This is a genomic window from Paenisporosarcina sp. (genome assembly GCF_057785155.1).
In genome coordinates, this window is sequence record NZ_JBYNRN010000039.1 from 33,655 (window position 1) to 54,206 (window position 20,552).

Genomic DNA, 20,552 nt, shown 5'->3' on the forward strand with positions numbered 1-20,552 from the left:
CGATGGCACAAATGACGATGATTCAAGCAATTACGGACGCACTCCGTACAGAGCTTAAAAATGATGAAAACGTCCTCGTCTTCGGTGAAGACGTAGGTAATAACGGAGGAGTATTCCGTGCAACTGAAGGTTTACAAAAAGAATTTGGGGAAGACCGCGTATTTGATACACCTCTAGCAGAATCAGGTATTGGTGGATTAGCGGTTGGTCTTTCATTAGAAGGATTCCGTCCTGTTCCAGAAATTCAATTCTTCGGATTTGTTTATGAAGTAATGGATTCAATCAGTGGACAATTAGCACGTATGCGATTCCGCAGTGGTGGTAAGTACCATGCACCTGTTACGATTCGTTCACCTTTTGGTGGTGGTGTACATACACCTGAAATGCATGCTGACAGTCTTGAAGGTTTAATGGCTGCTCAACCTGGTTTGAAAGTAGTTATTCCTTCATCACCATATGACGCAAAAGGTTTATTAATTTCATCTATTCGTGATAATGACCCAGTTATTTTCCTTGAGCATATGAAATTATACCGTTCATTCCGTGAAGATGTTCCGGAAGAAGAGTATACAATTCCTTTAGGTGAAGCTGCTATTAAACGTGAAGGAACAGACCTATCGATCATCACTTACGGTGCAATGGTTCACGATAGTCTTAAAGCAGCAGAAGAACTTGAAAAAGAAGGTTTCTCTGTTGAAGTAATCGATTTAAGAACAGTTCAACCATTAGATATTAAAACAATTATTGCCTCTGTTGAAAAAACAGGTCGTGCAATTGTGGTTCAAGAAGCACAAAAACAAGCTGGTATTGCTGCAAACGTAGTATCTGAAATTAATGAACGTGCTATTTTAAGTTTAGAAGCACCAGTTTTACGTGTAACAGCTCCAGATACAATCTTCCCGTTCTCTCAAGCGGAAACGGTTTGGTTACCAAATTCGAAAGATATTGTATTTACAGCTAAAAAAGTTTTAACGTTCTAATAAACACTCACAAAAGAAAGGGTGAATTAAATGGCATTTGAATTTCGTTTACCGGATATCGGTGAAGGCATACATGAAGGTGAAATCGTCAAGTGGTTTGTAAAAGCAGGCGATACCATTGGCGAGGACGACATTTTATGTGAAGTCCAAAATGACAAAGCGGTTGTTGAAATTCCATCACCAGTTGCTGGTAAAGTGGAAGAAGTTCTTGTTGAAGAAGGAACGGTAGCAACAGTTGGCCAAACATTAATTCGAATTGATGCTCCTGGTTATGAAGACCTAAAATTTAAAGGTGACCATGAAGATGAGCCAAAAGCAGACGCAAAAACTGAAGCTCAAGTTCAAGCAACAGCTGAAGCGGGTCAAGATGTAGATAAAGAAGAAACAAAAGAAGAACCGAAAAAAGATTCAAAAGAACAAGAACCAACGGAAGCAACAAAAGCTGCTCCTAAAACTGAACAAACAACTTCAAAACAGGAGAAAGATCCTAATGGCCGTGTGATTGCAATGCCATCAGTTCGTAAGTTTGCTCGTGATAATGAAGTCGAAATTTCTCAGGTGAATGGTTCAGGAAAAAATGGTCGAGTGATGAAAGAAGATATAGAAGCGTTCATGAATGGCGGACAAGCTGACTCTTCTTCTGAAGCAGAACAACAGTCTACAGAAACTAACGAAACTGCTCAAGAAGAAAATTCAGGCAAAGAAACGAAAGTTGCTGCACCTGCCCTTGAAGGCGAATTCCCTGAAACACGTGAGAAAATGTCTGGTATTCGTAAAGCGATTGCAAAAGCAATGGTTCATTCTAAACATACAGCTCCACACGTAACGTTAATGGATGAAGTCGATGTAACTGAACTAGTGGCTCATCGTAAGAAGTTCAAAGATTTAGCAGCTGAGAAAAATGTTAAATTGACGTACTTACCTTATGTAGTTAAAGCTTTAGTTAGTACATTACGTGATTTCCCTGACTTTAACCGTTCATTAGACGATGAGGCAGGAGAAATTATTCAGAAGCATTACTTTAACATTGGTATTGCAGCTGATACGGAAAAAGGGTTGCTTGTTCCAGTTATTAAACATGCGGATCGTAAATCTGTATTTGCGATTTCAGATGAAATTAATACACTTGCTGGAAAAGCACGTGATGGCAAATTATCACCATCAGAAATGAAAGGTGCTTCATGTTCAATCACGAACATCGGTTCAGCAGGTGGTCAATGGTTTACACCAGTTATCAATCATCCTGAGGTTGCTATATTAGGTATTGGACGTATTGCTGAAAAACCAGTAATTAAAAATGGTGAAATTGTAGCAGCTCCTGTGTTAGCATTATCATTGAGCTTTGATCATCGAATGATCGACGGTGCGACTGCTCAGCATGCTTTAAATAACATTAAACGTTTGCTTAGCAATCCAGAACTTTTATTAATGGAGGCGTAAAACTATGGTAGTTGGAGATTTCCCGATTGAAACAGATACGCTCGTCATTGGGTCAGGCCCTGGCGGATATGTTGCGGCAATCCGCGCAGCACAAACAGGACAAAAAGTTATAATTGTTGAAAAAGAACATATAGGTGGAGTTTGTTTAAATGTAGGATGTATTCCTTCTAAAGCGTTGATTTCAGTTGGTCACCGTTTTGAACATGCTAAACACTCTGATGATATGGGTATTACAGCAACAGACGTTAAAATTGACTTCTCTAAAGCACAAGCTTTCAAAGACAGTGTTGTTAAGAAATTAACAGGCGGTGTAGAAGGCTTACTAAAAGGGAACAAAGTTGAAATCGTACGTGGTGAAGCTTACTTCGTAGATGCGAACACAGTTCGTGTTATGGATGAAAGCTCTGCTCAGACGTACAAATTTAAACATGCGATTATTGCAACTGGCTCTCGTCCAGTTGAAATTCCATCGTTCAAGTTCACTAAGCGTGTATTAAGTTCAACAGGCGCTTTGGCTCTTGAAGAGATTCCTGGTAAATTAGTAGTCATCGGTGGAGGTTATATCGGAACTGAATTAGGAACTGCTTTTGCAAACCTAGGTTCTGAAGTAACAATTATCGAAGGTGGCGACGATATTTTAGCTGGATTCGAAAAACAAATGACTCAAATCGTTAAAAAAGGCTTGAAGAAAAAAGGTGTCAACGTTGTTCTTAAAGCATCAGCAAAAGGCGTTGAAGAAACCGATTCAGGCGTAACGGTTACTTACGAAGCAGGCGGAGAAGAGCAAAAAGTCGAAGCTGATTATGTGTTAGTAACTGTTGGTCGTCGTCCAAACACAGACGAAATGGGCCTTGAAGAAATCGGCGTGAAGATGGGTGAACGTGGATTGATCGAAGTCGACAAACAAGTTCGCACAAGCATCGAAAACATCTTCGCGATTGGTGATGTTGTTTCAGGACCTCAGTTAGCTCACAAAGCTTCTTACGAAGGTAAAGTAGCAGCTGAAGTTATCGCTGGTCAAACATCTGTAGTGGATTACTTAGCAATCCCTGCAGTGTGTTTCACAGATCCTGAATTAGCAACAGTTGGCTTAAGCGAAGAGCAAGCTAAAAAAGAAGGCTTTGAAGTAACGGCTGGGAAATTCCCATTCGGTGCAAATGGTCGTGCTTTAGCATTAAATGCAACAGATGGTTTTGTGAAACTAGTTTCACGTAAATCTGATGGTTTATTGTTAGGTGCTCAAATCGTTGGTCAAGGTGCTTCAGACATGATTGCTGAACTTGGTTTAGCAATTGAAGCAGGAATGACTGTTGAAGATATCGCTATGACGATTCATGCACATCCGACATTGGGAGAAATCTCAATGGAAGCTGCTGAAGTAGTTATGGGACATCCAATTCATATTTTATCTAAATAATACTTTAAGCCGCACAGTTCTAGACGAGCTGTGCGGCTTTTTTGTATTTTAGGTTTGTTGTTTTAAGGGATTATCCTGAAAAATTGTGGGATTAGATTGAAAGTTTACGGGTTTAAGTGAAAAAATTGTGGGATTAGCAAGCAATTTTACGGGATTAGGAAATTCATATGCGTTAGATTGTAGAATCATATAAAATGTTGATTTCCATTGCTGCTGACGCGTTCCGGGGGTCACGGCTTTAGCCGCTTCCTTCGCGGTGCTCAGTCCAGGGTCTAAAGCTCGTGCTTATTCCCTCGGAGTCGCCGCCTCATTTCAATCAACTGCATCCGCTGTAAAAATAAATATAATGATATGCTTGTTTGCTCATATGACGTTATACACATTTGAATGGGATAGGAGAGGTATTAAATAGATACTTACTTAAACAATCATTTTGTCCATCCGAAGTTATCATTTCTAGTTACTTCTGTAATCCAGACTTTTTAAACTATTTTAATAGAAAAGTGGTTTGCTATTATTCCTGAAGACTCCTGCGGAAAAACGAAACACGATAAACCCCACAGGCATGCTGTCAGCGACAGTTGAGCCGAGGAAGCTAGCGTTTCGTCCTCGGAAAGCGATAGAAATAGTCAACCACCTTTTTTCTATTAAGTGCAATAGACAAGAAGTCGGATATACTAACCTATTAATTTTTGGACTTGAGTCAAATACATATCTATATGCGTCTAAAGTATACTAGCATAGGATTTGCAGGACATGATAAAATGTCATCATGGAAAGGGTAAATGGTGATACAACATGAAAAACACAAAATGGATTGCTTTGGCTGCGATGGCTTTAATGCTAAGTGCTTGTGGCGAAGAAGAGACGAAACCAGTTTCACAACCTCAAGAAGATCTTGTAGAAAATGAAAATGAAGAAGAGAAAGAAGAAGTTGTAGAGAAGGAAGAAGATGTTGAAGAAGAAGTGATCGAAGAGGATGCGGAACCTCAATATGAGCTCAATGAAGCGAACTGGACAGTCAAACCGATTGCTGACGCTCCTTCAAAAGTAGTTTTATTAACAATAGATGATGCACCAGATAAGAAATCTTTAGAGATGGCTAAAACGTTAAAAAGCTTAAATGCACCGGCGATTTTCTTTATTAATGGGCATTTTATAGATACGGATGAAGAAAAGGCCGTTTTAAAGGAAATTCATGAAATGGGATTTGAAATAGGCAATCACACACAAACACATGCCAATTTAAAACAATTGTCTGAAGAAGAGCAACGTACGGAAATTATGCAAGTCAGTGATTCAATTGAATCTATTATCGGCGAGAGACCAAAGTTTTTCCGTGCACCATTTGGAGTTAATACTGATTTTAGTAGGGCTCTTGTAAGAGAACAAGGGATGTTATTAATGAATTGGACATATGGCTACGATTGGGAATCGAAATATCAAGATGCCAACGCATTAGCTGATATTATGGTGAATACAGAATTCTTAACTGATGGAGCAAATCTATTGATGCATGACCGATTATGGACTGCGGCTGCATTAACCGATATCGTCGAAGGTCTGCGTGCAAAAGGTTATGAAATGGTTGATCCGACAACGATAAAAGGTGTAACGACAGAATGAATTCAAAAAAATCTTCCAAGCCAATAACTGGCCGGAAGATTTTTTTTTTGAATTTAATAAAAAGCTTTATGTTCTTTAATAACTCGAATGAACTTGAGCTCATCGTCTTCTGGACCTTGAACAGGTAGACCAGCTTCGACGTTCATGTGAATATAAGCAATGTTTTCTTCTGTAATTATTTCCCCGGGAATAAAAATTGGAATCCCTGGAGGGTAGACCATAATGAATTCAGCTGAAATGCGTCCTGCAGCCTCTGAGAACGGCACAATTTCTGTAGTAGCATAGAATGCATCCCGCGGCGTCATAGCCAATTTAGGGATATCTGGTATCGTTACAAAAGGTTCTACGACGGCCGCTTCTGTTTCTAAAGATTTTGCCATTCGATCAAGTGCGTTAATAAGTAAATTTAATTCTTTTGAAGTATCTCCAATCGTTACGATACACAATATGTTGTATAAATCGGATAGCTCTACTTCGATATTCGCTTTTTCACGTAACCATTCTTCCGCTTGGTGACCTGTGATCCCTAAGTTCTTCACACTAATAAGCAATTTAGTAGGATCGAAGTCATAAGTTGCTGAAGTTCGTAAGATTTCCTCTCCCACACAAGTTAGATGAGGAATTTTATTGATTCTTTGTCTAGCGTCTTGAGCTAATCGAATAGCTTCACCGATTAAATCATGACCGTGAACAGCTAATTGTCTTCTTGCTGTATCCAGTGAAGCGAGTATAGGATAAGAAGTAGAAGTTGTCGTCAGCATGGATAATATCGACTGAACTCGCTTTGCAGAGACACGGCCTTCACGTACGTTTAACACGGAACTTTGTGTCATAGAGCCACCAAGCTTGTGAACGGAAGTTGCAGCCATATCAGCACCAGCAGCCATTGCTGACACAGGCAAGTCTTCATGGAAATGAATATGAACACCATGAGCTTCATCTACCAAGACAGGAATATTTCGTTGATGAGATATTTCTACAATACGACTTAAGTCTGCAGCAAATCCAAAATACGTAGGATTTATAACAAGAACGGCTTTTGCATCAGGGTTCGCTTCTAACGCTTTTTCAACTGATTCTGCTGAAATCCCGTGAGAAATTCCAAGGTCTGGATCCACTTCTGGGTGAATAAAAACAGGAATCGCACCGGCAAAAACGATTGCGGACATAATTGATTTATGAACGTTACGAGGAACTAGAATTTTATCTCCAGGTCCACATACACTCAAAATCATTGTCATAATGGCACCACTTGTTCCTTGTACAGAAAAGAATGTATAATCAGCACCAAAGGCTTTTGCAGCTAATTCTTGTGCAAGTTTTATAGCTCCTTTTGGAGAATGTAAATCGTCTAATGGCGCAATGTTGATCAAATCAATTGATAATACGTTATCTCCAACAAACTCGCGGAATGCTGGATCAACTCCGCTTCCTTTTTTGTGACCTGGTATATGAAATTGAATGGGATGTCTATTTCTGTGCTTAAGTAAAGCGTCGAATAGAGGGGTTTCTAGTTGTGACAACTGATCATCCACCTTACCTTTCCTATTATGATTTGTTAAGCTAATTATTCGAGAATCCATGGTACATTGAAAGATGGCATGTGGGTAAAAGCAAACAGCCATTTTTATTAATTGAAAAACAAGTGAATTATAGCATTATGATTGACGTTTTACTATTCTTTTTAACAGGAATGGTGAATAAAAGAAGAATACATGCAATAAGAATTTTAGGAGGATTTCAATTTGGAATGGAAAACTAGAATTACAGACTTACTTCATATTCAATATCCCATTATTCAAGGTGGTCTTGCTTATTTGGCGTATGCGGACTTAGCTGCAGCAGTTTCTAATGCTGGCGGCTTAGGTCAAATAACGGCAATGAGTTTAGAATCACCGGAAGCATTAAGAGAAGAAATTCGAAAAGTGAGAACGCTGACAGATCGTCCGTTCGGGGTCAATTTTGCCATTGGAGATCAAGGTAGACCTTTTGCTCATATGTTAGAAGTGGCAATCGAAGAGAATGTCCCAGTCGTTTCGATGACGGGAGGAAATCCTACGCCAATATTTGACCAATTAAAGGACACTCCTATTAAAAAATTAGTATTAGTTGCCGCTACACGCCAAGCTCAAAAAGCTGAGGAATTAGGGGCAGACGCCGTCATGGTTGTGGGACAAGAAGGTGGGGGGCATTTAGGTCGCGATGATGTAGGAACTATGGTGTTAGTGCCGAAAGTAGTTGATGCGGTGAAAATTCCAGTCATTGCGTCTGGTGGAATTGGAGACGGTCGAGGTTGGATGGCCGCACATGCACTTGGTGCGGAAGGGATTGAAATGGGGACTAGATTTATCGCGACAAAAGAATGTGTCCATGCTTCAGAAGTTTATAAAAATGCTTTGGTTGAGGGTTCTGAAACAAGTACCACAGTTATTAAACGTTCTATTGGTGCTCCGGCAAGAGCTTTAATTAACCCTTGGACAACCGCCATTCGAGAAATTGAGTCTAAAACACCAACATATGAAGCGTTAAAAACGTACATAAGTGGAGAGGCTAATAAACAATATATCTATCACGGAGAAAGTGACCGTGGGTTTGGTTGGGCTGGTCAAGTGACCGGTTTAATCGATGATGTACCTACGGTCGAAGAGTTATTTAAGCGAATGATTTCCCAAGCTGAAACCATCCGTTTAAAATGGCTATAAAGAAAGGGTGATTATATGAGTTATTCTTATCCGTTTTCAAAAGATTGGTCTACGACAGAAATCGTTGAAGTTGTACAATTTTTTGAAGCAATCGAAAATGCCTATGAAAATGGCATTAAACGTGAAGAACTAATGAAAAAATATCGTCGATTCAAGGACATAGTTCCTTCAATGGCAGAAGAGAAAACCTACTTTAGAGAATTTGAAAAAGAAAGTGGTTATGTCTGCTATCCGATCATCAAGAAAATGAAGGAAACAACAACTGGAGCCATTATAAAAGGAGCGGGGAAATAATCCCGCTCCTTTTTCCTAAATAATTAATTTGTCATCAACTTATATATAGGCAACAGAGCCTCGAATGTTTCATCGGTATAAGCTTCAAACTCCTCTGCAGACATTTTCACTGCTTCTTCTCTAGGTAAATGGCGTCCAACTAAAAATTCAGCTTTTTTAACATCCTTTAATCGAACAAGTAAGGATTCCAAATCTTCTTTGTATGCCGTTTTTAACGGAATTGCATTCGGCGACATATGGTCACCTGAAATAATGAAATCCGCTGGTAGTTCCTTCATGAGGCTCTTCTTTTTTAATAATTTCTCCGCAATCGCAACTTTGTTTGGTACTTCATAAATAACTGCTAGAACTACAAAGACATGTGATCCCCATAACCCAATTTGAAAATGGGGGAGGGCTTTGTATCCTCTTTTGTAAGGTGCGAATGCAACCCATGAATCTTTCGGAGGGTTTACAGACCGACGAGCGTGTTTTGCTACATGTGGGAAAAATTCATCCCCGGTTTTACTTGAAAAAAAAGTCGCATAATGCGTTCCAAAACTTTCAAATTTCGGACGGACTTTTTCAATTAATCCTTGCATACGATGTTCTAATCCATCTATTTCAAACACTTCAAAATCGGTGTTTTCCCATGCAGTTTTCAAAAATATTTTCCTCCTTCGCAATTCCTACGTTTAGTTTAATAAAAATATGGGAAAAAATCATGTAAGTAAGCTTTTTGAAGTTGACAAAAAAATTTTATTACCATAAAGTATATAAAACATTCTGAATATTCCGATAAAAAAGAAAAGGGGTGTATGACCATGAAACAAGTTGTCCATATCGTTCGCAAAGAAGATGTAGAGAAAAAGTTAATCGATGGATTGAAGTTAGAACTCGACTATGAACTTGCCTCTTTGTTCGATGCAATGCAAATGAAAAATGACGCGGAAATGCTAAAAAGCAAAAACCGTCTGACTGAGATTCATCAGGAGTTGGAGGCATTGCATGCATTACGGTAAAAAGAATACTGCCACTTATACGTAATTGCACCTGAACGTCGAATCTGACAACAGGTGCTTTTTTTGTTTATAATACAAATACAGATAGAAAGGCGGTAGAATTCGTGGATATAATTAAACTTGATCGTGATGCCAAAAACATGTTAAAAGAAGCAGGGAATCGAATTCGAACCTCCTTTTCCAGTGAACTTTCAATTGAGTCGAAAGCGGATGCGAATGACTTGGTTACAAACATAGATAAAGAAATCGAACAGTTTTTTATTAGCCAAATAAACACTGCCTATCCTAGTCACTTGATTTTAGGGGAAGAAGGTTTCGGAAATCAACTTGAGCATTTAGAAGGAATCGTTTGGATGCTCGATCCGATTGATGGAACAATGAACTTTATTCATCAAAAGAGGAACTTTGCTATATCCTTAGGTATTTATAAAGATGGTGAAGGTATTCTTGGCTATATTTATGATGTTGTATTAGATGAATTGTATAGTGCACATAAAGGGCATGGAGCTTTTCTAAACGATGAACGTATTCCTTTCTTGGAAGAGACAAGCATTCAAGAAGCAATCATTGGCATGAATGCAAGTTGGGTCGTACCAAATGGACATATCGAAAATGACGGCTTAATTCAATTAGTACGTGATGTGAGAGGTATTAGATCTTATGGTTCAGCAGCGCTAGAATTGGCATATGTGGCGACTGGAAGAATTGATGCATATATGTCAATGAGGTTATCACCGTGGGATGTTGCAGGAGGAATGGTTATTGCATCTGAAGTAGGGGCAGTTGCAACTAACTTAAGAGGCGAACCATTAAAGATGCTCGGAACGGATACTTTCTTTGTTGCAAGAGGTAGCTTGCATCAGCAAATTCTGAAAAATTATATAAAATTAAAATAAAAAAACAAGGAATCGGCATATCCGATTTCTTGTTTTTTTATTACAATATACCTTGATCACGCATTTTTTTCTTCGTTTTAAAACCAAATCCCATTACCAAAATTAATACTAAAATACTAACTAGAATGCCAGGTATACTACGTAATCCAACCGAAATTCCAATTGCAAACATCGACAGTAATGCTGCAAGAGAATATAAAACAAATACCCATTTAATTTTTTTCACGAGTAGTACCTCCAAAGCACCATAATAAATTTAATCATACTAAATCAGACAAAAGTTAACAACATGTGCTATAATAACACAGTTATGGACTCGAAAAAAGAATATGGAGTGAAACGATGACAAATTTACGTAATGACTTAAGAAATATTGCAATTATTGCCCACGTTGACCATGGTAAAACAACTTTAGTTGACCAAATGTTAAAACAATCAGGTACGTTCCGTTCAAATGAACATGTGGACGAGCGCGCGATGGACTCTGGTGATATCGAGCGTGAGCGTGGTATTACAATCCTAGCTAAGAACACTGCGATTCAATACAAAGATGTTAAAATTAACATTTTGGATACACCTGGTCACGCTGACTTTGGTGGAGAAGTTGAACGTATTATGAAAATGGTAGATGGTGTTCTTCTTGTAGTTGATGCATATGAAGGTTGTATGCCTCAAACTCGTTTTGTATTGAAAAAAGCCTTGGAACAAAACTTACAACCAATCGTTGTTGTTAATAAAATCGACCGTGACTTTGCACGTCCTGAAGAAGTGGTTGATGAAGTTCTTGAACTTTTCATCGAACTTGAAGCAAATGATGATCAATTAGAATTCCCTGTAATTTTTGCATCAGGTATGAACGGTACTGCAAGTCTTTCTTCTGATGTGAATGACCAAGAAGAAAACATGAAAGTTATCTATGATGCAATCATTGAACATATTCCAGCACCAGTTGACAATAAAGAAGAGCCGCTTCAATTCCAAGTATCTCTTTTAGATTACAACGATTACGTAGGACGTATCGGTATTGGTCGTGTTTTCCGCGGAACAATGGAAGTTGGCCAACAAGTATCACTTATGAAATTAGACGGTAAAGTGAAAAACTTCCGTGTTACAAAAATGTTTGGTTTCATGGGTCTAAAACGTGTTGAAATTCAACAAGCTCATGCTGGTGATTTAATCGCCGTATCTGGAATGGAAGACATTAACGTTGGTGAGACGGTTTGTCCAACTGAACATCCAGATGCACTACCGATCTTACGTATTGATGAGCCAACTCTTCAAATGACGTTCTTAGTAAACAACAGTCCGTTTGCTGGTCGTGAAGGTAAATGGGTAACATCTCGTAAAATTGATGAGCGTTTACAATCTCAACTTGAAACAGACGTATCACTACGTGTAGATCCAACTGACTCTCCGGATGCATGGATCGTTTCTGGTCGCGGTGAATTACATTTATCAATTTTGATTGAAAACATGCGTCGTGAAGGTTTTGAACTTCAAGTTTCTAAACCAGAGGTTATCGTTCGTGAAATTGACGGTGTTCGTTGTGAACCAGTTGAACGTGTACAAATCGATGTTCCTGAAGAACATGTTGGATCTATTATTGAATCTATGGGTGAGCGTAAAGGTGAAATGCTCGACATGATCAATAACGGTACTGGTCAAGTTCGTTTAGTATTCATGGTTCCTGCTCGTGGACTAATCGGTTATACAACTGATTTCATGACTTTAACTCGTGGATACGGAATCATTAACCATACATTTGATAGCTACCAACCTATGCAAAAAGGTCGTGTTGGTGGACGTAGTAAAGGTGTTCTAGTTGCTATGGCAACTGGTCAAGCTTCTGAATATGGTATTTTAGGCATTGAAGATCGTGGAACGATTTTCGTTGAGCCTGGTACTGATATTTATGAAGGTATGATTATTGGCGAACATACTCGTGATAATGACTTAACAGTTAACGTTTCGAAAATGAAAGCAGCTAATAATATTCGTTCTGCTAATAAAGAAGCAACAACTACACGTAAAAAGCCACGTATTATGACATTAGAAGAATCTCTTGAATACTTAAATGATGATGAGTACTGTGAAATCACACCTCAATCTATTCGTTTACGTAAAAAAGTTCTTGATAAATCAGAGCGTGAGCGTGTAACTAAAAAAGCAAAAACTGCTGAAAATAGTTAATTATTGATGATGAGAGGGTGAGGTACTTGGAAGAAAAGCAATTTGTTTATGACAATATGTATCCAATTGCGCGTCTCATTTATGAGACGCTTCCAAGCTATACTATGGCAGGATATGCTTTATATCTTGTCATCTTCCTATTATCTGCGTTAGTTTATAAACTTGGATTTGCGAAAAAGTTAAAAATGTCTCAAAACATTGTGATTTATCTTTTTCTGCTAATAGGATGTTTAATGCTTACGTTTTTAGCCTTCTTCTTACCAGTTGTAGAAGGTTTGATTATTGCAGCGATGATTTTGATTTTATATAAAATTCGATTGCATAATGAAAAAAAGAGTAGTGCTAGCGCTTAGCTAGTACTACTCTTTTTGTTTGTTGTGTTTTATTAATATGTTATTGATCAATATGACTTGGCAATAATTTTATATAGAGCGTTGGAATCAGCCAAATATAAAACAGATGCGCAATTGTCCAATAACTAAATGCAGTCCAATCATTCCAAACTGGAACATCTTTTATAGCTAATATACTTAAGACGAAAAACAAAGCGAACGTTGGTAAGCATAATAAAAAACTAAGACCCAACAATTTCTTGAAATTCTGACCGATTTGAAGTTTTAGTGCTAAAAAAACAAATACAAAGCCAATTACGATAGAAACTAAAAGATGGAAGATAAATTCTATAGGTTCAGTCCATTTGATAGCCCCAATACCAGGGATAAAGTCAATATTTAATAAAAGCGTATAAACTAAAATACCTGTTATGTTTTCGACTAGTTTTAAAAAAAGACCTAGAAGAATTCCACTTATTAGACCGATATAAATAGATAAAAGGATTGTCTGTCGATTCCACATTTAGAAATCTTCCTCAATGCGACGGGAACTTTTGTAAAACTGGAAATGTCCAGTAGCAATTCGAGCATTGGTTCTTTCAGCAATTCGATCGTGACAAGGGTCACACATATACGTATGAATAGGGCGGTTACGGAGCTTTTTTGCTTGTGGTGCATCATCAGGTAAATCATTAATGGTTTCACAAATAACACATTTTACTCGCATGATTGGTCCTCCTATTCCACTCGTACTGCATTGACTTGCTTAATTGGATTTTCAAGATTTGAACCGTCTGCTTTTAAAATGTAGGCGGGACCATCGTCATGTAACGGTTTTCCATCTTGGCTGAACTTAAAAATAAGTGTTTGTGCTTCTTCTAAAGAAAATGAGTGTTCACCGTTTTCTGTTTCAATTACAACTTTTGTTGCATTTTCTTTTACTTCAGCATTTTTTAAAAAGTGATGTAAATAGATGCCAAAAGTACCTGTGAGCATTTTTGTTTTCTCATATTTTTTTTCAGTTTGAATAGTAGGTGGGTTTGTTGAACCTTCCATTATCTCTCTTGACCAATGAGCTGACATATTTTTCGTATATTCCGCTAACTCATCTGTTTCTATATGTTCGGTAGTGAAAAAGGTAGTTAAATCAATTCGGCGATCATCAAAAATCCAAACACCTGGATCTAATGTGATTTTAAAATTCACTTCGCCTTTTACTGGGATAATTCTTTCCATATGTCGTTGCCTCCTAGCGAGTTGCCATTTCTAATTTTAGTATAACCCTTTCCTCAAAGGTTAAAAAGAATTAAGTTTTTTGCAATAGAGATGTAGAGGCAACACTTGCAATTTTCGCATTTGAAAGATACACTTTATTAAGAATATAACAGGTAATGGGGGCGTCCTCATGGATACAGAATTACAAACATCGTATCAGGAAAAAGCATATCTTTTGTTGAAAGCTGATGCGGAAAAAATAGCACAACTCATTAAGGTCCAAATGGACCATTTGACGATGCCGCAATGTCCGCTTTATGAAGAAGTCTTAGATACGCAAATGTATGGTTTGTCCAAAGAAATCGATTTTGCGGTTAAACTAGGGCTTATTGAACGTGAAGAAGGAAAGCGCCTTCTATCTACACTAGAAAAAGAATTATCTGTTTTGCATGAAGCATATACAGAAAAATAAGTTTAAAACTCAAACTCTCCATGTGTTTGAGTTTTTTTGCTAGATAAAAGAAAAAGAGGTCCAATACATGATTCCCTATTTTAAAAGATATGCCAAAAATTTTGATTATCCTCTATTTTTCACATATCTCTTCCTATGCCTTTTTGGTTTAGTCATGATCTACAGTGCCAGCATGGCTTGGTCAGTAAGAAGATATGATTTCGAGTCCGATCATTTTTATAAAAAACAAATATTGAACTTAATCATTTCAGTTCCTGTCTTTTTATTAGCAGCGATTTTTCCCTATAAACATTACCGGAAAAAAGTAATTATGATTACAATGCTTGTCGTGATGTTTGTTTTACTCGCTTTGGTTCACTTAATTGGGTATTCAGCAGGTGGAGCTCAAAGTTGGATTAATTTAGGATTTGGTAATCTTCAACCGTCTGAATTAGCTAAAATAATCATTGTTTTGTATTTTGCAGGAGTGTTTGCAAACAAAGCTAGTAAAGGACCAATCGATAGTTTTAATCAGTCAATAGCACCTCCTGTAACGGTGTTAGTTTTAGCTGTCGCATTTGTGTTAACTGAAGTAGATATGGGTTCAGCTATGATTTTATTTCTGACTGCGATTTCTGTTATGGCGGCAAGTGGATTGAAAATTCGTACTTTCGTTAAAATGAGTGCTGTAATGGTTGGTGGTCTAGCTGTCATCATGCCGATTTTATATTTGCTAAGAGATAAATTCATTACGGAGAAACGGTTAGGACGAATTGAAGCATTTTTAAACCCCTTCGAATATGAACAAGGTTTTGGTTATCAAGTTGTGAATGGCTATTATGCGATTGGAGCAGGTGGTTGGAAGGGCTTAGGTTTAGGACAATCCGTTCAAAAATTAGGTTACTTACCTGAACCACAAACTGACTTCATTATGGCAATTATTGCGGAAGAGCTAGGAATAATAGGGGTGTTAATCGTAATAGGTGGTTTAGGATTTATCGTACTTCGTGCACTAACCATTGCTTTGCGTGCTGAAGATCCTCATGCTCGTATGATTGCTGCCGGGTTTGGGAGTATAATAGGCATCCAAACTTTTATTAACTTAGGAGGATTACTCGGAATTATTCCATTAACAGGAGTTCCGTTGCCATTTATCAGTTATGGCGGTACGTCGGTTATTTTGTTATCTTTAGCTATGGGTATACTTTTAAATGTATCCATGTTTGTCAAATACGAAAAAACTCGAACCTAAGGGGTGTCATCTCAATTGAAAACGATTCAAAAAATTTTAGTAGCCAACCGCGGAGAAATTGCGATTCGAATTTTCCGTGCTTGTACAGAACTCAAATTAAGAACTGTATCGATTTATTCAAGAGAAGATAGTGGGTCATTTCATCGCTATAAAGCAGATGAGTCATATTTAGTTGGAGATGGGAAGAAACCTATTGACGCCTACCTTGACATTGAAGGTATTTTAAAAATCGCGAAAGATAGCGGTTCAGATGCTATTCATCCAGGTTATGGTTTTTTATCAGAAAACGTTGATTTTGCTAGACGTTGTGAAGAAGAAGGAATCATTTTCATCGGACCTACCTCGCAACATTTAGATATGTTTGGAGATAAAGTCAAAGCAAGAACACAAGCAGTTTTAGCAGGTATCCCTGTTATTCCAGGTAGTGATGGTCCTATTAAATCCGTAGAGGAAGCACGTGAATTTGGTAACCAGAATGGTTATCCTCTTATGATTAAAGCGTCTCTTGGAGGCGGTGGACGTGGAATGCGTATTGTTCCAACTGAACAAGACTTAGAGTCAGCATACGAACGTGCGAAATCTGAAGCGAAAGCTGCTTTTGGTTCAGATGAAGTGTATGTAGAAAAATTTGTTGAAAAACCAAAACACATTGAAGTACAAATTTTAGGCGACAAACAAGGGAATTTAGTGCATTTATATGAGCGTGATTGTTCAATCCAACGCAGACACCAAAAAGTGGTTGAAATCGCTCCATCTAACTCGATTAGTGCTGACCTTCGAAATCGCATTTGTGATGCTGCCGTACAATTAATGAATAATGTTCACTATATAAATGCAGGAACCGTTGAATTTTTAGTAGCTGGAGATGATTTTTATTTCATCGAAGTTAATCCGCGTATTCAAGTTGAGCATACGATTACAGAGATGGTTACTGGAATTGATATTGTGCATACGCAAATACATATTGCAGATGGTAGTTCTTTGCATGAAGAAGAAGTTGGTATACCGGCGCAACAAGATATTCCGTTATTCGGTTATGCAATCCAATCTCGTGTAACGACGGAGGATCCTTTAAACCAATTCATGCCTGATACAGGGAAACTAATGGTTTACCGTTCAGGTGGAGGATTTGGTGTACGTTTAGATGCCGGGAATGGTTTCCAAGGTGCTGTCATAACGCCTTACTATGATTCTTTACTCGTAAAAGTATCAACTTGGGGTATGACTTTTAAAGAAGCTGCGGCTAAAATGGACCGTAACTTACAAGAATTTAGAATTCGAGGAATTAAAACGAATATTCCTTTCTTAGAAAATGTAGTTAAACATCATCATTTTTTATCAGGAAAATTCGATACGAGCTTTATTGACTCAACTCCAGAATTGTTTTTATTCCCAACACGTAAAGACCGTGGTTCTAAACTTCTAAACTATATTGGAAACGTGACGGTCAATGGTTTCCCGGGAATTGAGAAGGATTCAAAGCCTGTTTTCTCTCTTCCAAGAAAGCCGGAAATTGTAAGACCGACCACGCCTTTGTCGGGTACGAAACAAATTCTTAATGAACGTGGTGCTGAAGGGTTAGTTAAATGGATTCAAGAACAAGATGAGGTTCTAATAACGGACACTACTTTTAGGGATGCTCATCAATCGCTTCTTGCTACGCGCGTTCGCTCTCATGATATGTATCAGATTGCTGAACAATCAGCAGTAGGTATGCATGATGCCTTTTCTTTTGAAATGTGGGGTGGGGCAACTTTTGATGTAGCCTACCGTTTCTTGAAAGAAAATCCTTGGGATCGTTTAATAAAAATGCGTGAGATGATACCAAATGTCCTTTTACAAATGCTTGTTCGAGGAGCAAATGCGGTCGGATATAAAAATTATCCTGACAATGTTATCCGAGAATTTATACAATCATCGGCGGAAGCTGGCATCGATGTGTTCCGTATTTTCGATAGCTTAAACTGGATTAAAGGAATGGAAGTTGCGATTGATGCAACACGACAATCTGGTAAAATTGCTGAAGCATCCATTTGTTATACAGGGGATATTTTAGATGATAACCGTGCGAAATATACGGTGGCTTATTATAAAGAAATGGCGAAAGAGTTAGAAGCAGCTGGTGCACATATTTTAGCGATTAAAGATATGGCAGGTCTTTTAAAACCAGAAGCTGCTTATCGTCTAATTTCAGAATTAAAAGATACTGTGAACTTACCAATTCATTTGCATACACATGATACAAGCGGTAATGGTATTTATATGTACGGTCGTGCAATCGATGCAGGTGTTGATATTGTAGATACAGCTTTAGGAACAATGGCTGGACTGACTTCTCAACCGAGTGCTAACAGTTTGTCTTATGCTTTAAATGGTAGCAAACGAGAAGTAAGGGTAGATGTAAAATCATTGGAACAATTGTCTCAATATTGGGAAGATGTTCGAAAATATTATCAAGATTTTGAATCAGGCATGATGAGTCCTCATACGGAGATTTATGTTCATGAAATGCCTGGCGGTCAATATAGTAATTTACAGCAACAGGCTAAAGCAGTCGGTCTTGGCGATCGATTTGAAGAAGTAAAGGATATGTACTCTCGTGTGAACTTAATGTTTGGAGATGTGGTCAAAGTAACACCATCATCTAAAGTAGTGGGAGACATGGCTTTATTTATGGTGCAAAATGATTTGGATGAAAAATCCGTATTAGTTCGTGGGGAGAGTATTGATTTCCCTGACTCTGTTATTGAGTTTTTCCAAGGCTATATTGGACAACCATATGGTGGATTCCCTAAAGAGTTACAAAAGGTAATTTTGAAAGATCGGGAAGCTATAACAGTTCGACCAGGTGAACTTCTTGAACCTGTTGACTTTAGAGCGTTGAGAGATGAATTATTCCATAAATTGAATCGTCCGGTTGATAGCCACGAAGTTTTAGCTTATGCTTTGTATCCTAAAGTGTACGAAGAATATGCAGAAGTGGTGAAGAAGTTTGGAGACGTTTCAGTTTTAGATACACCAACGTTTTTATACGGAATGCGTTTAGGCGAAGAAATTGAAGTGGAAATTCAAAAAGGAAAGACCTTAATTATTAAAATGGTTTCTATTAGCCAACCACAAGCGGATGGCAATCGCGTGATTTATTTTGAATTAAATGGTCAGCCCCGCGAAATTATCATTCAAGACATGAACGTTGAAACAACAGGCACTCAAGTCTTAAAAGCGGATAACTCAAATCCTAATCACATAGGAGCGACTATGCCGGGAACTGTGTTGAAGGTCGTTGCATCGAACGGTTCATCAGTGAAAAGAGGAGAGCATCTTTTGATTACGGAAGCCATGAAAATGGAAACAACTGTTCAAGCACCATTTGACGGCGTGATTAAGGAAATCTTTGTATCAGCGGGCACGTCAATTGCTCCAGGTGATTTATTGATTGAAATTGAAAAGGCTTAAAATTAGTCAGGTCCGTAGTATTTACGGATCTGACCTTTTTTATGGATATAAATATAGTAGGATAACAAAAAACAGCAATCACCTTATTGAGGTGATTGCTGTGCTATTTATTTAGATATTTTTGAACGGCTCCGAGATAACAATAAAATCATGTAGCATAATAAACCGAATAAAAGAGATATTAAAAGCGAGTGTAATAGCGCAATGAACAGATTTAATTTTGTTAAGACGACGAGCATTCCAGTAGTTGCTTGAAGTGTAACGATGATAAATGCGATAATCCATCCGTAATACAACACTTTTTGATCCTTATAATGTTTAAATGCATGCCATGCGATTCCTGCAATCCAAAGTAAAATTAATGCAGCAGCAGCTCGATGGCCCATTTGAACCCATTCATACATATTGGTTGGTAAGGTAAATTGGTCATTTCGACAAAGTGGCCAATCCGAACAAATGAGACTAGAATCGGTATGTCTAACTAGTGCACCTGTATAGACCACCACATATGAATAAAGCGCTACACCAATCGTATTCCATTTTAGCGTTTTACCAATGCGTAATTTATCGGTATCAAATTTACGATCTACTTCAAAAATGAGAAGGGTAAGTAATAAAACTGAAGCAAAAGAAATGAGTGAAATTCCAAAATGTAGTGCGAGAATAAAGTCACCTTGCCCCCACTTAACTTGAGCAGCACCAATTAATGCTTGCAATATAAGGAAAAACATGGCGAGAAATGCTAAAAACTTTGTTTCTCTCACATGACCAAGAGCTCGCCATGACCAAACTGATAAAATGAGAATTAATATACCGACCGCTCCTGTTACCAGGCGGTGAGAGAATTCGATTAATACTTCGGTTGTTATTTTGTCCGGAATTAATTGTCCATTACATCCCGGCCAATGTCTGCCACAACCCATACCACTATCTGTTTTGGTGACGAGTGCACCACCGAGTAAGATAAGAAGCATTCCAATTGTTGCAGCAAAAGCAAACCATTTCAGGTATTTACTTTGTTGCATGAGTGACACCTACTTTGCCTATACTGATCATCTTAAATGAATATAACACTTCATATAAGAGACACCTGCTTGTTTGATAATAGCTAAGAATAGGCTAAAAAACAACGTATATGACGGAAAAAAAGGTTTTAAAGAAGTCATTTCACAAATTGTTCATAAAAAAGCCCCTTTCCATTCACAAATGGTTTTCCAAAATGGATTAATATAAAGATGTTGTGTCGAATTGATGGGCAAAAATGTTCGTCATTTCTAGCTAATTTCAACTTACGTATAGA

Annotated in this window: 20 protein-coding genes; 13 read left to right on the forward strand and 7 right to left on the reverse strand. The window is 37.9% G+C overall.

Annotated features, from left to right (window positions below):
* The first annotated feature begins 2 nt into the window (after positions 1 to 2).
* From AC3EA5_RS14355 to AC3EA5_RS14370, 4 genes are all read left to right on the forward strand, one after another.
* Positions 3 to 980 carry an alpha-ketoacid dehydrogenase subunit beta gene (locus tag AC3EA5_RS14355; protein WP_488608968.1) on the forward strand — a complete coding sequence of 326 codons (978 nt, stop codon included), beginning with the start codon at positions 3 to 5 and terminating at the stop codon, positions 978 to 980.
* Positions 981 to 1,010: 30 nt separating this feature from the next.
* Positions 1,011 to 2,420 carry a dihydrolipoamide acetyltransferase family protein gene (locus AC3EA5_RS14360; protein ID WP_488608969.1) on the forward strand — a complete coding sequence of 470 codons (1,410 nt, stop codon included), beginning with the start codon at positions 1,011 to 1,013 and terminating at the stop codon, positions 2,418 to 2,420.
* A 4-nt stretch (positions 2,421 to 2,424) separates the two neighbouring features.
* Positions 2,425 to 3,837: a dihydrolipoyl dehydrogenase gene (gene lpdA, locus AC3EA5_RS14365; RefSeq protein WP_394187235.1), complete on the forward strand. Its 1,413-nt coding sequence runs from the start codon at positions 2,425 to 2,427 to the stop codon at positions 3,835 to 3,837.
* Positions 3,838 to 4,635: 798 nt separating this feature from the next.
* Positions 4,636 to 5,463 carry a polysaccharide deacetylase family protein gene (locus AC3EA5_RS14370; RefSeq protein ID WP_488608970.1) on the forward strand — a complete coding sequence of 276 codons (828 nt, stop codon included), beginning with the start codon at positions 4,636 to 4,638 and terminating at the stop codon, positions 5,461 to 5,463.
* A 53-nt stretch (positions 5,464 to 5,516) separates the two neighbouring features.
* On the opposite strand, the gene AC3EA5_RS14375 is transcribed toward AC3EA5_RS14370, so the two are convergent.
* A complete protein-coding gene (locus AC3EA5_RS14375; RefSeq protein WP_488608971.1) occupies positions 5,517 to 6,986 on the reverse strand; it encodes an aminotransferase class I/II-fold pyridoxal phosphate-dependent enzyme in 1,470 nt (489 codons plus the stop codon).
* Positions 6,987 to 7,208: 222 nt separating this feature from the next.
* Here AC3EA5_RS14375 and AC3EA5_RS14380 point away from each other — a divergent pair, with 222 nt between their 5' ends.
* Positions 7,209 to 8,165, forward strand: a complete 957-nt coding sequence (locus AC3EA5_RS14380; protein ID WP_488608972.1) for an NAD(P)H-dependent flavin oxidoreductase — start codon at positions 7,209 to 7,211, stop codon at positions 8,163 to 8,165.
* A 15-nt stretch (positions 8,166 to 8,180) separates the two neighbouring features.
* Positions 8,181 to 8,459: a UPF0223 family protein gene (locus AC3EA5_RS14385; RefSeq protein ID WP_394187239.1), complete on the forward strand. Its 279-nt coding sequence runs from the start codon at positions 8,181 to 8,183 to the stop codon at positions 8,457 to 8,459.
* A 23-nt stretch (positions 8,460 to 8,482) separates the two neighbouring features.
* Here AC3EA5_RS14385 and AC3EA5_RS14390 read toward each other — a convergent pair whose 3' ends face one another.
* Entirely contained in the window at positions 8,483 to 9,103 is a 621-nt protein-coding gene (locus tag AC3EA5_RS14390; protein ID WP_488608973.1) for a YktB family protein, read from the reverse strand.
* Between the two features lie 159 nt (positions 9,104 to 9,262).
* Here AC3EA5_RS14390 and AC3EA5_RS14395 point away from each other — a divergent pair, with 159 nt between their 5' ends.
* Entirely contained in the window at positions 9,263 to 9,460 is a 198-nt protein-coding gene (locus AC3EA5_RS14395; RefSeq protein WP_488608974.1) for a hypothetical protein, read from the forward strand.
* A gap of 104 nt (positions 9,461 to 9,564) precedes the next feature.
* Entirely contained in the window at positions 9,565 to 10,356 is a 792-nt protein-coding gene (locus AC3EA5_RS14400; protein ID WP_488608975.1) for an inositol monophosphatase family protein, read from the forward strand.
* A gap of 40 nt (positions 10,357 to 10,396) precedes the next feature.
* On the opposite strand, the gene AC3EA5_RS14405 is transcribed toward AC3EA5_RS14400, so the two are convergent.
* Positions 10,397 to 10,582 carry a YlaF family protein gene (locus tag AC3EA5_RS14405; protein ID WP_488608976.1) on the reverse strand — a complete coding sequence of 62 codons (186 nt, stop codon included), beginning with the start codon at positions 10,580 to 10,582 and terminating at the stop codon, positions 10,397 to 10,399.
* A 116-nt stretch (positions 10,583 to 10,698) separates the two neighbouring features.
* On the opposite strand from AC3EA5_RS14405, the gene typA reads away from it, so the two are divergent.
* Both typA and AC3EA5_RS14415 read left to right on the forward strand, forming a co-directional pair.
* The gene (gene typA, locus AC3EA5_RS14410) at positions 10,699 to 12,546 is read left to right on the forward strand and encodes a translational GTPase TypA (protein WP_394187244.1); all 1,848 of its coding nucleotides are present in this window, start codon (positions 10,699 to 10,701) and stop codon (positions 12,544 to 12,546) included.
* Positions 12,547 to 12,572: 26 nt separating this feature from the next.
* Complete coding sequence (locus tag AC3EA5_RS14415) at positions 12,573 to 12,899, forward strand: YlaH-like family protein (RefSeq protein ID WP_488608977.1); 327 nt, start codon at positions 12,573 to 12,575, stop codon at positions 12,897 to 12,899.
* 40 nt (positions 12,900 to 12,939) lie between these two features.
* Here AC3EA5_RS14415 and AC3EA5_RS14420 read toward each other — a convergent pair whose 3' ends face one another.
* From AC3EA5_RS14420 to AC3EA5_RS14430, 3 genes are read right to left on the reverse strand one after another with little or no spacing between them, the layout of a single operon-like run.
* On the reverse strand, positions 12,940 to 13,401 hold the full coding sequence (locus AC3EA5_RS14420; RefSeq protein WP_488608978.1) for a hypothetical protein: 462 nt from the start codon (positions 13,399 to 13,401) through the stop codon (positions 12,940 to 12,942).
* Positions 13,402 to 13,605: a YlaI family protein gene (locus AC3EA5_RS14425; RefSeq protein ID WP_394187247.1), complete on the reverse strand. Its 204-nt coding sequence runs from the start codon at positions 13,603 to 13,605 to the stop codon at positions 13,402 to 13,404.
* Between the two features lie 11 nt (positions 13,606 to 13,616).
* A complete protein-coding gene (locus tag AC3EA5_RS14430; RefSeq protein WP_488608979.1) occupies positions 13,617 to 14,114 on the reverse strand; it encodes a peptidyl-prolyl cis-trans isomerase in 498 nt (165 codons plus the stop codon).
* Positions 14,115 to 14,283: 169 nt separating this feature from the next.
* Here AC3EA5_RS14430 and AC3EA5_RS14435 point away from each other — a divergent pair, with 169 nt between their 5' ends.
* From AC3EA5_RS14435 to pyc, 3 genes are all read left to right on the forward strand, one after another.
* Positions 14,284 to 14,565 carry an Fpa/YlaN family protein gene (locus AC3EA5_RS14435; RefSeq protein WP_394187249.1) on the forward strand — a complete coding sequence of 94 codons (282 nt, stop codon included), beginning with the start codon at positions 14,284 to 14,286 and terminating at the stop codon, positions 14,563 to 14,565.
* 67 nt (positions 14,566 to 14,632) lie between these two features.
* Positions 14,633 to 15,796 (forward strand): FtsW/RodA/SpoVE family cell cycle protein, encoded by a 1,164-nt coding sequence (locus AC3EA5_RS14440; protein ID WP_488608980.1) that lies wholly within the window; start codon positions 14,633 to 14,635, stop codon positions 15,794 to 15,796.
* A gap of 15 nt (positions 15,797 to 15,811) precedes the next feature.
* Complete coding sequence (gene pyc / locus AC3EA5_RS14445; protein WP_488608981.1) at positions 15,812 to 19,252, forward strand: pyruvate carboxylase; 3,441 nt, start codon at positions 15,812 to 15,814, stop codon at positions 19,250 to 19,252.
* Between the two features lie 107 nt (positions 19,253 to 19,359).
* Here pyc and AC3EA5_RS14450 read toward each other — a convergent pair whose 3' ends face one another.
* Positions 19,360 to 20,277 (reverse strand): COX15/CtaA family protein, encoded by a 918-nt coding sequence (locus AC3EA5_RS14450; protein ID WP_488608982.1) that lies wholly within the window; start codon positions 20,275 to 20,277, stop codon positions 19,360 to 19,362.
* Between the last annotated feature and the right edge of the window lie 275 nt (positions 20,278 to 20,552).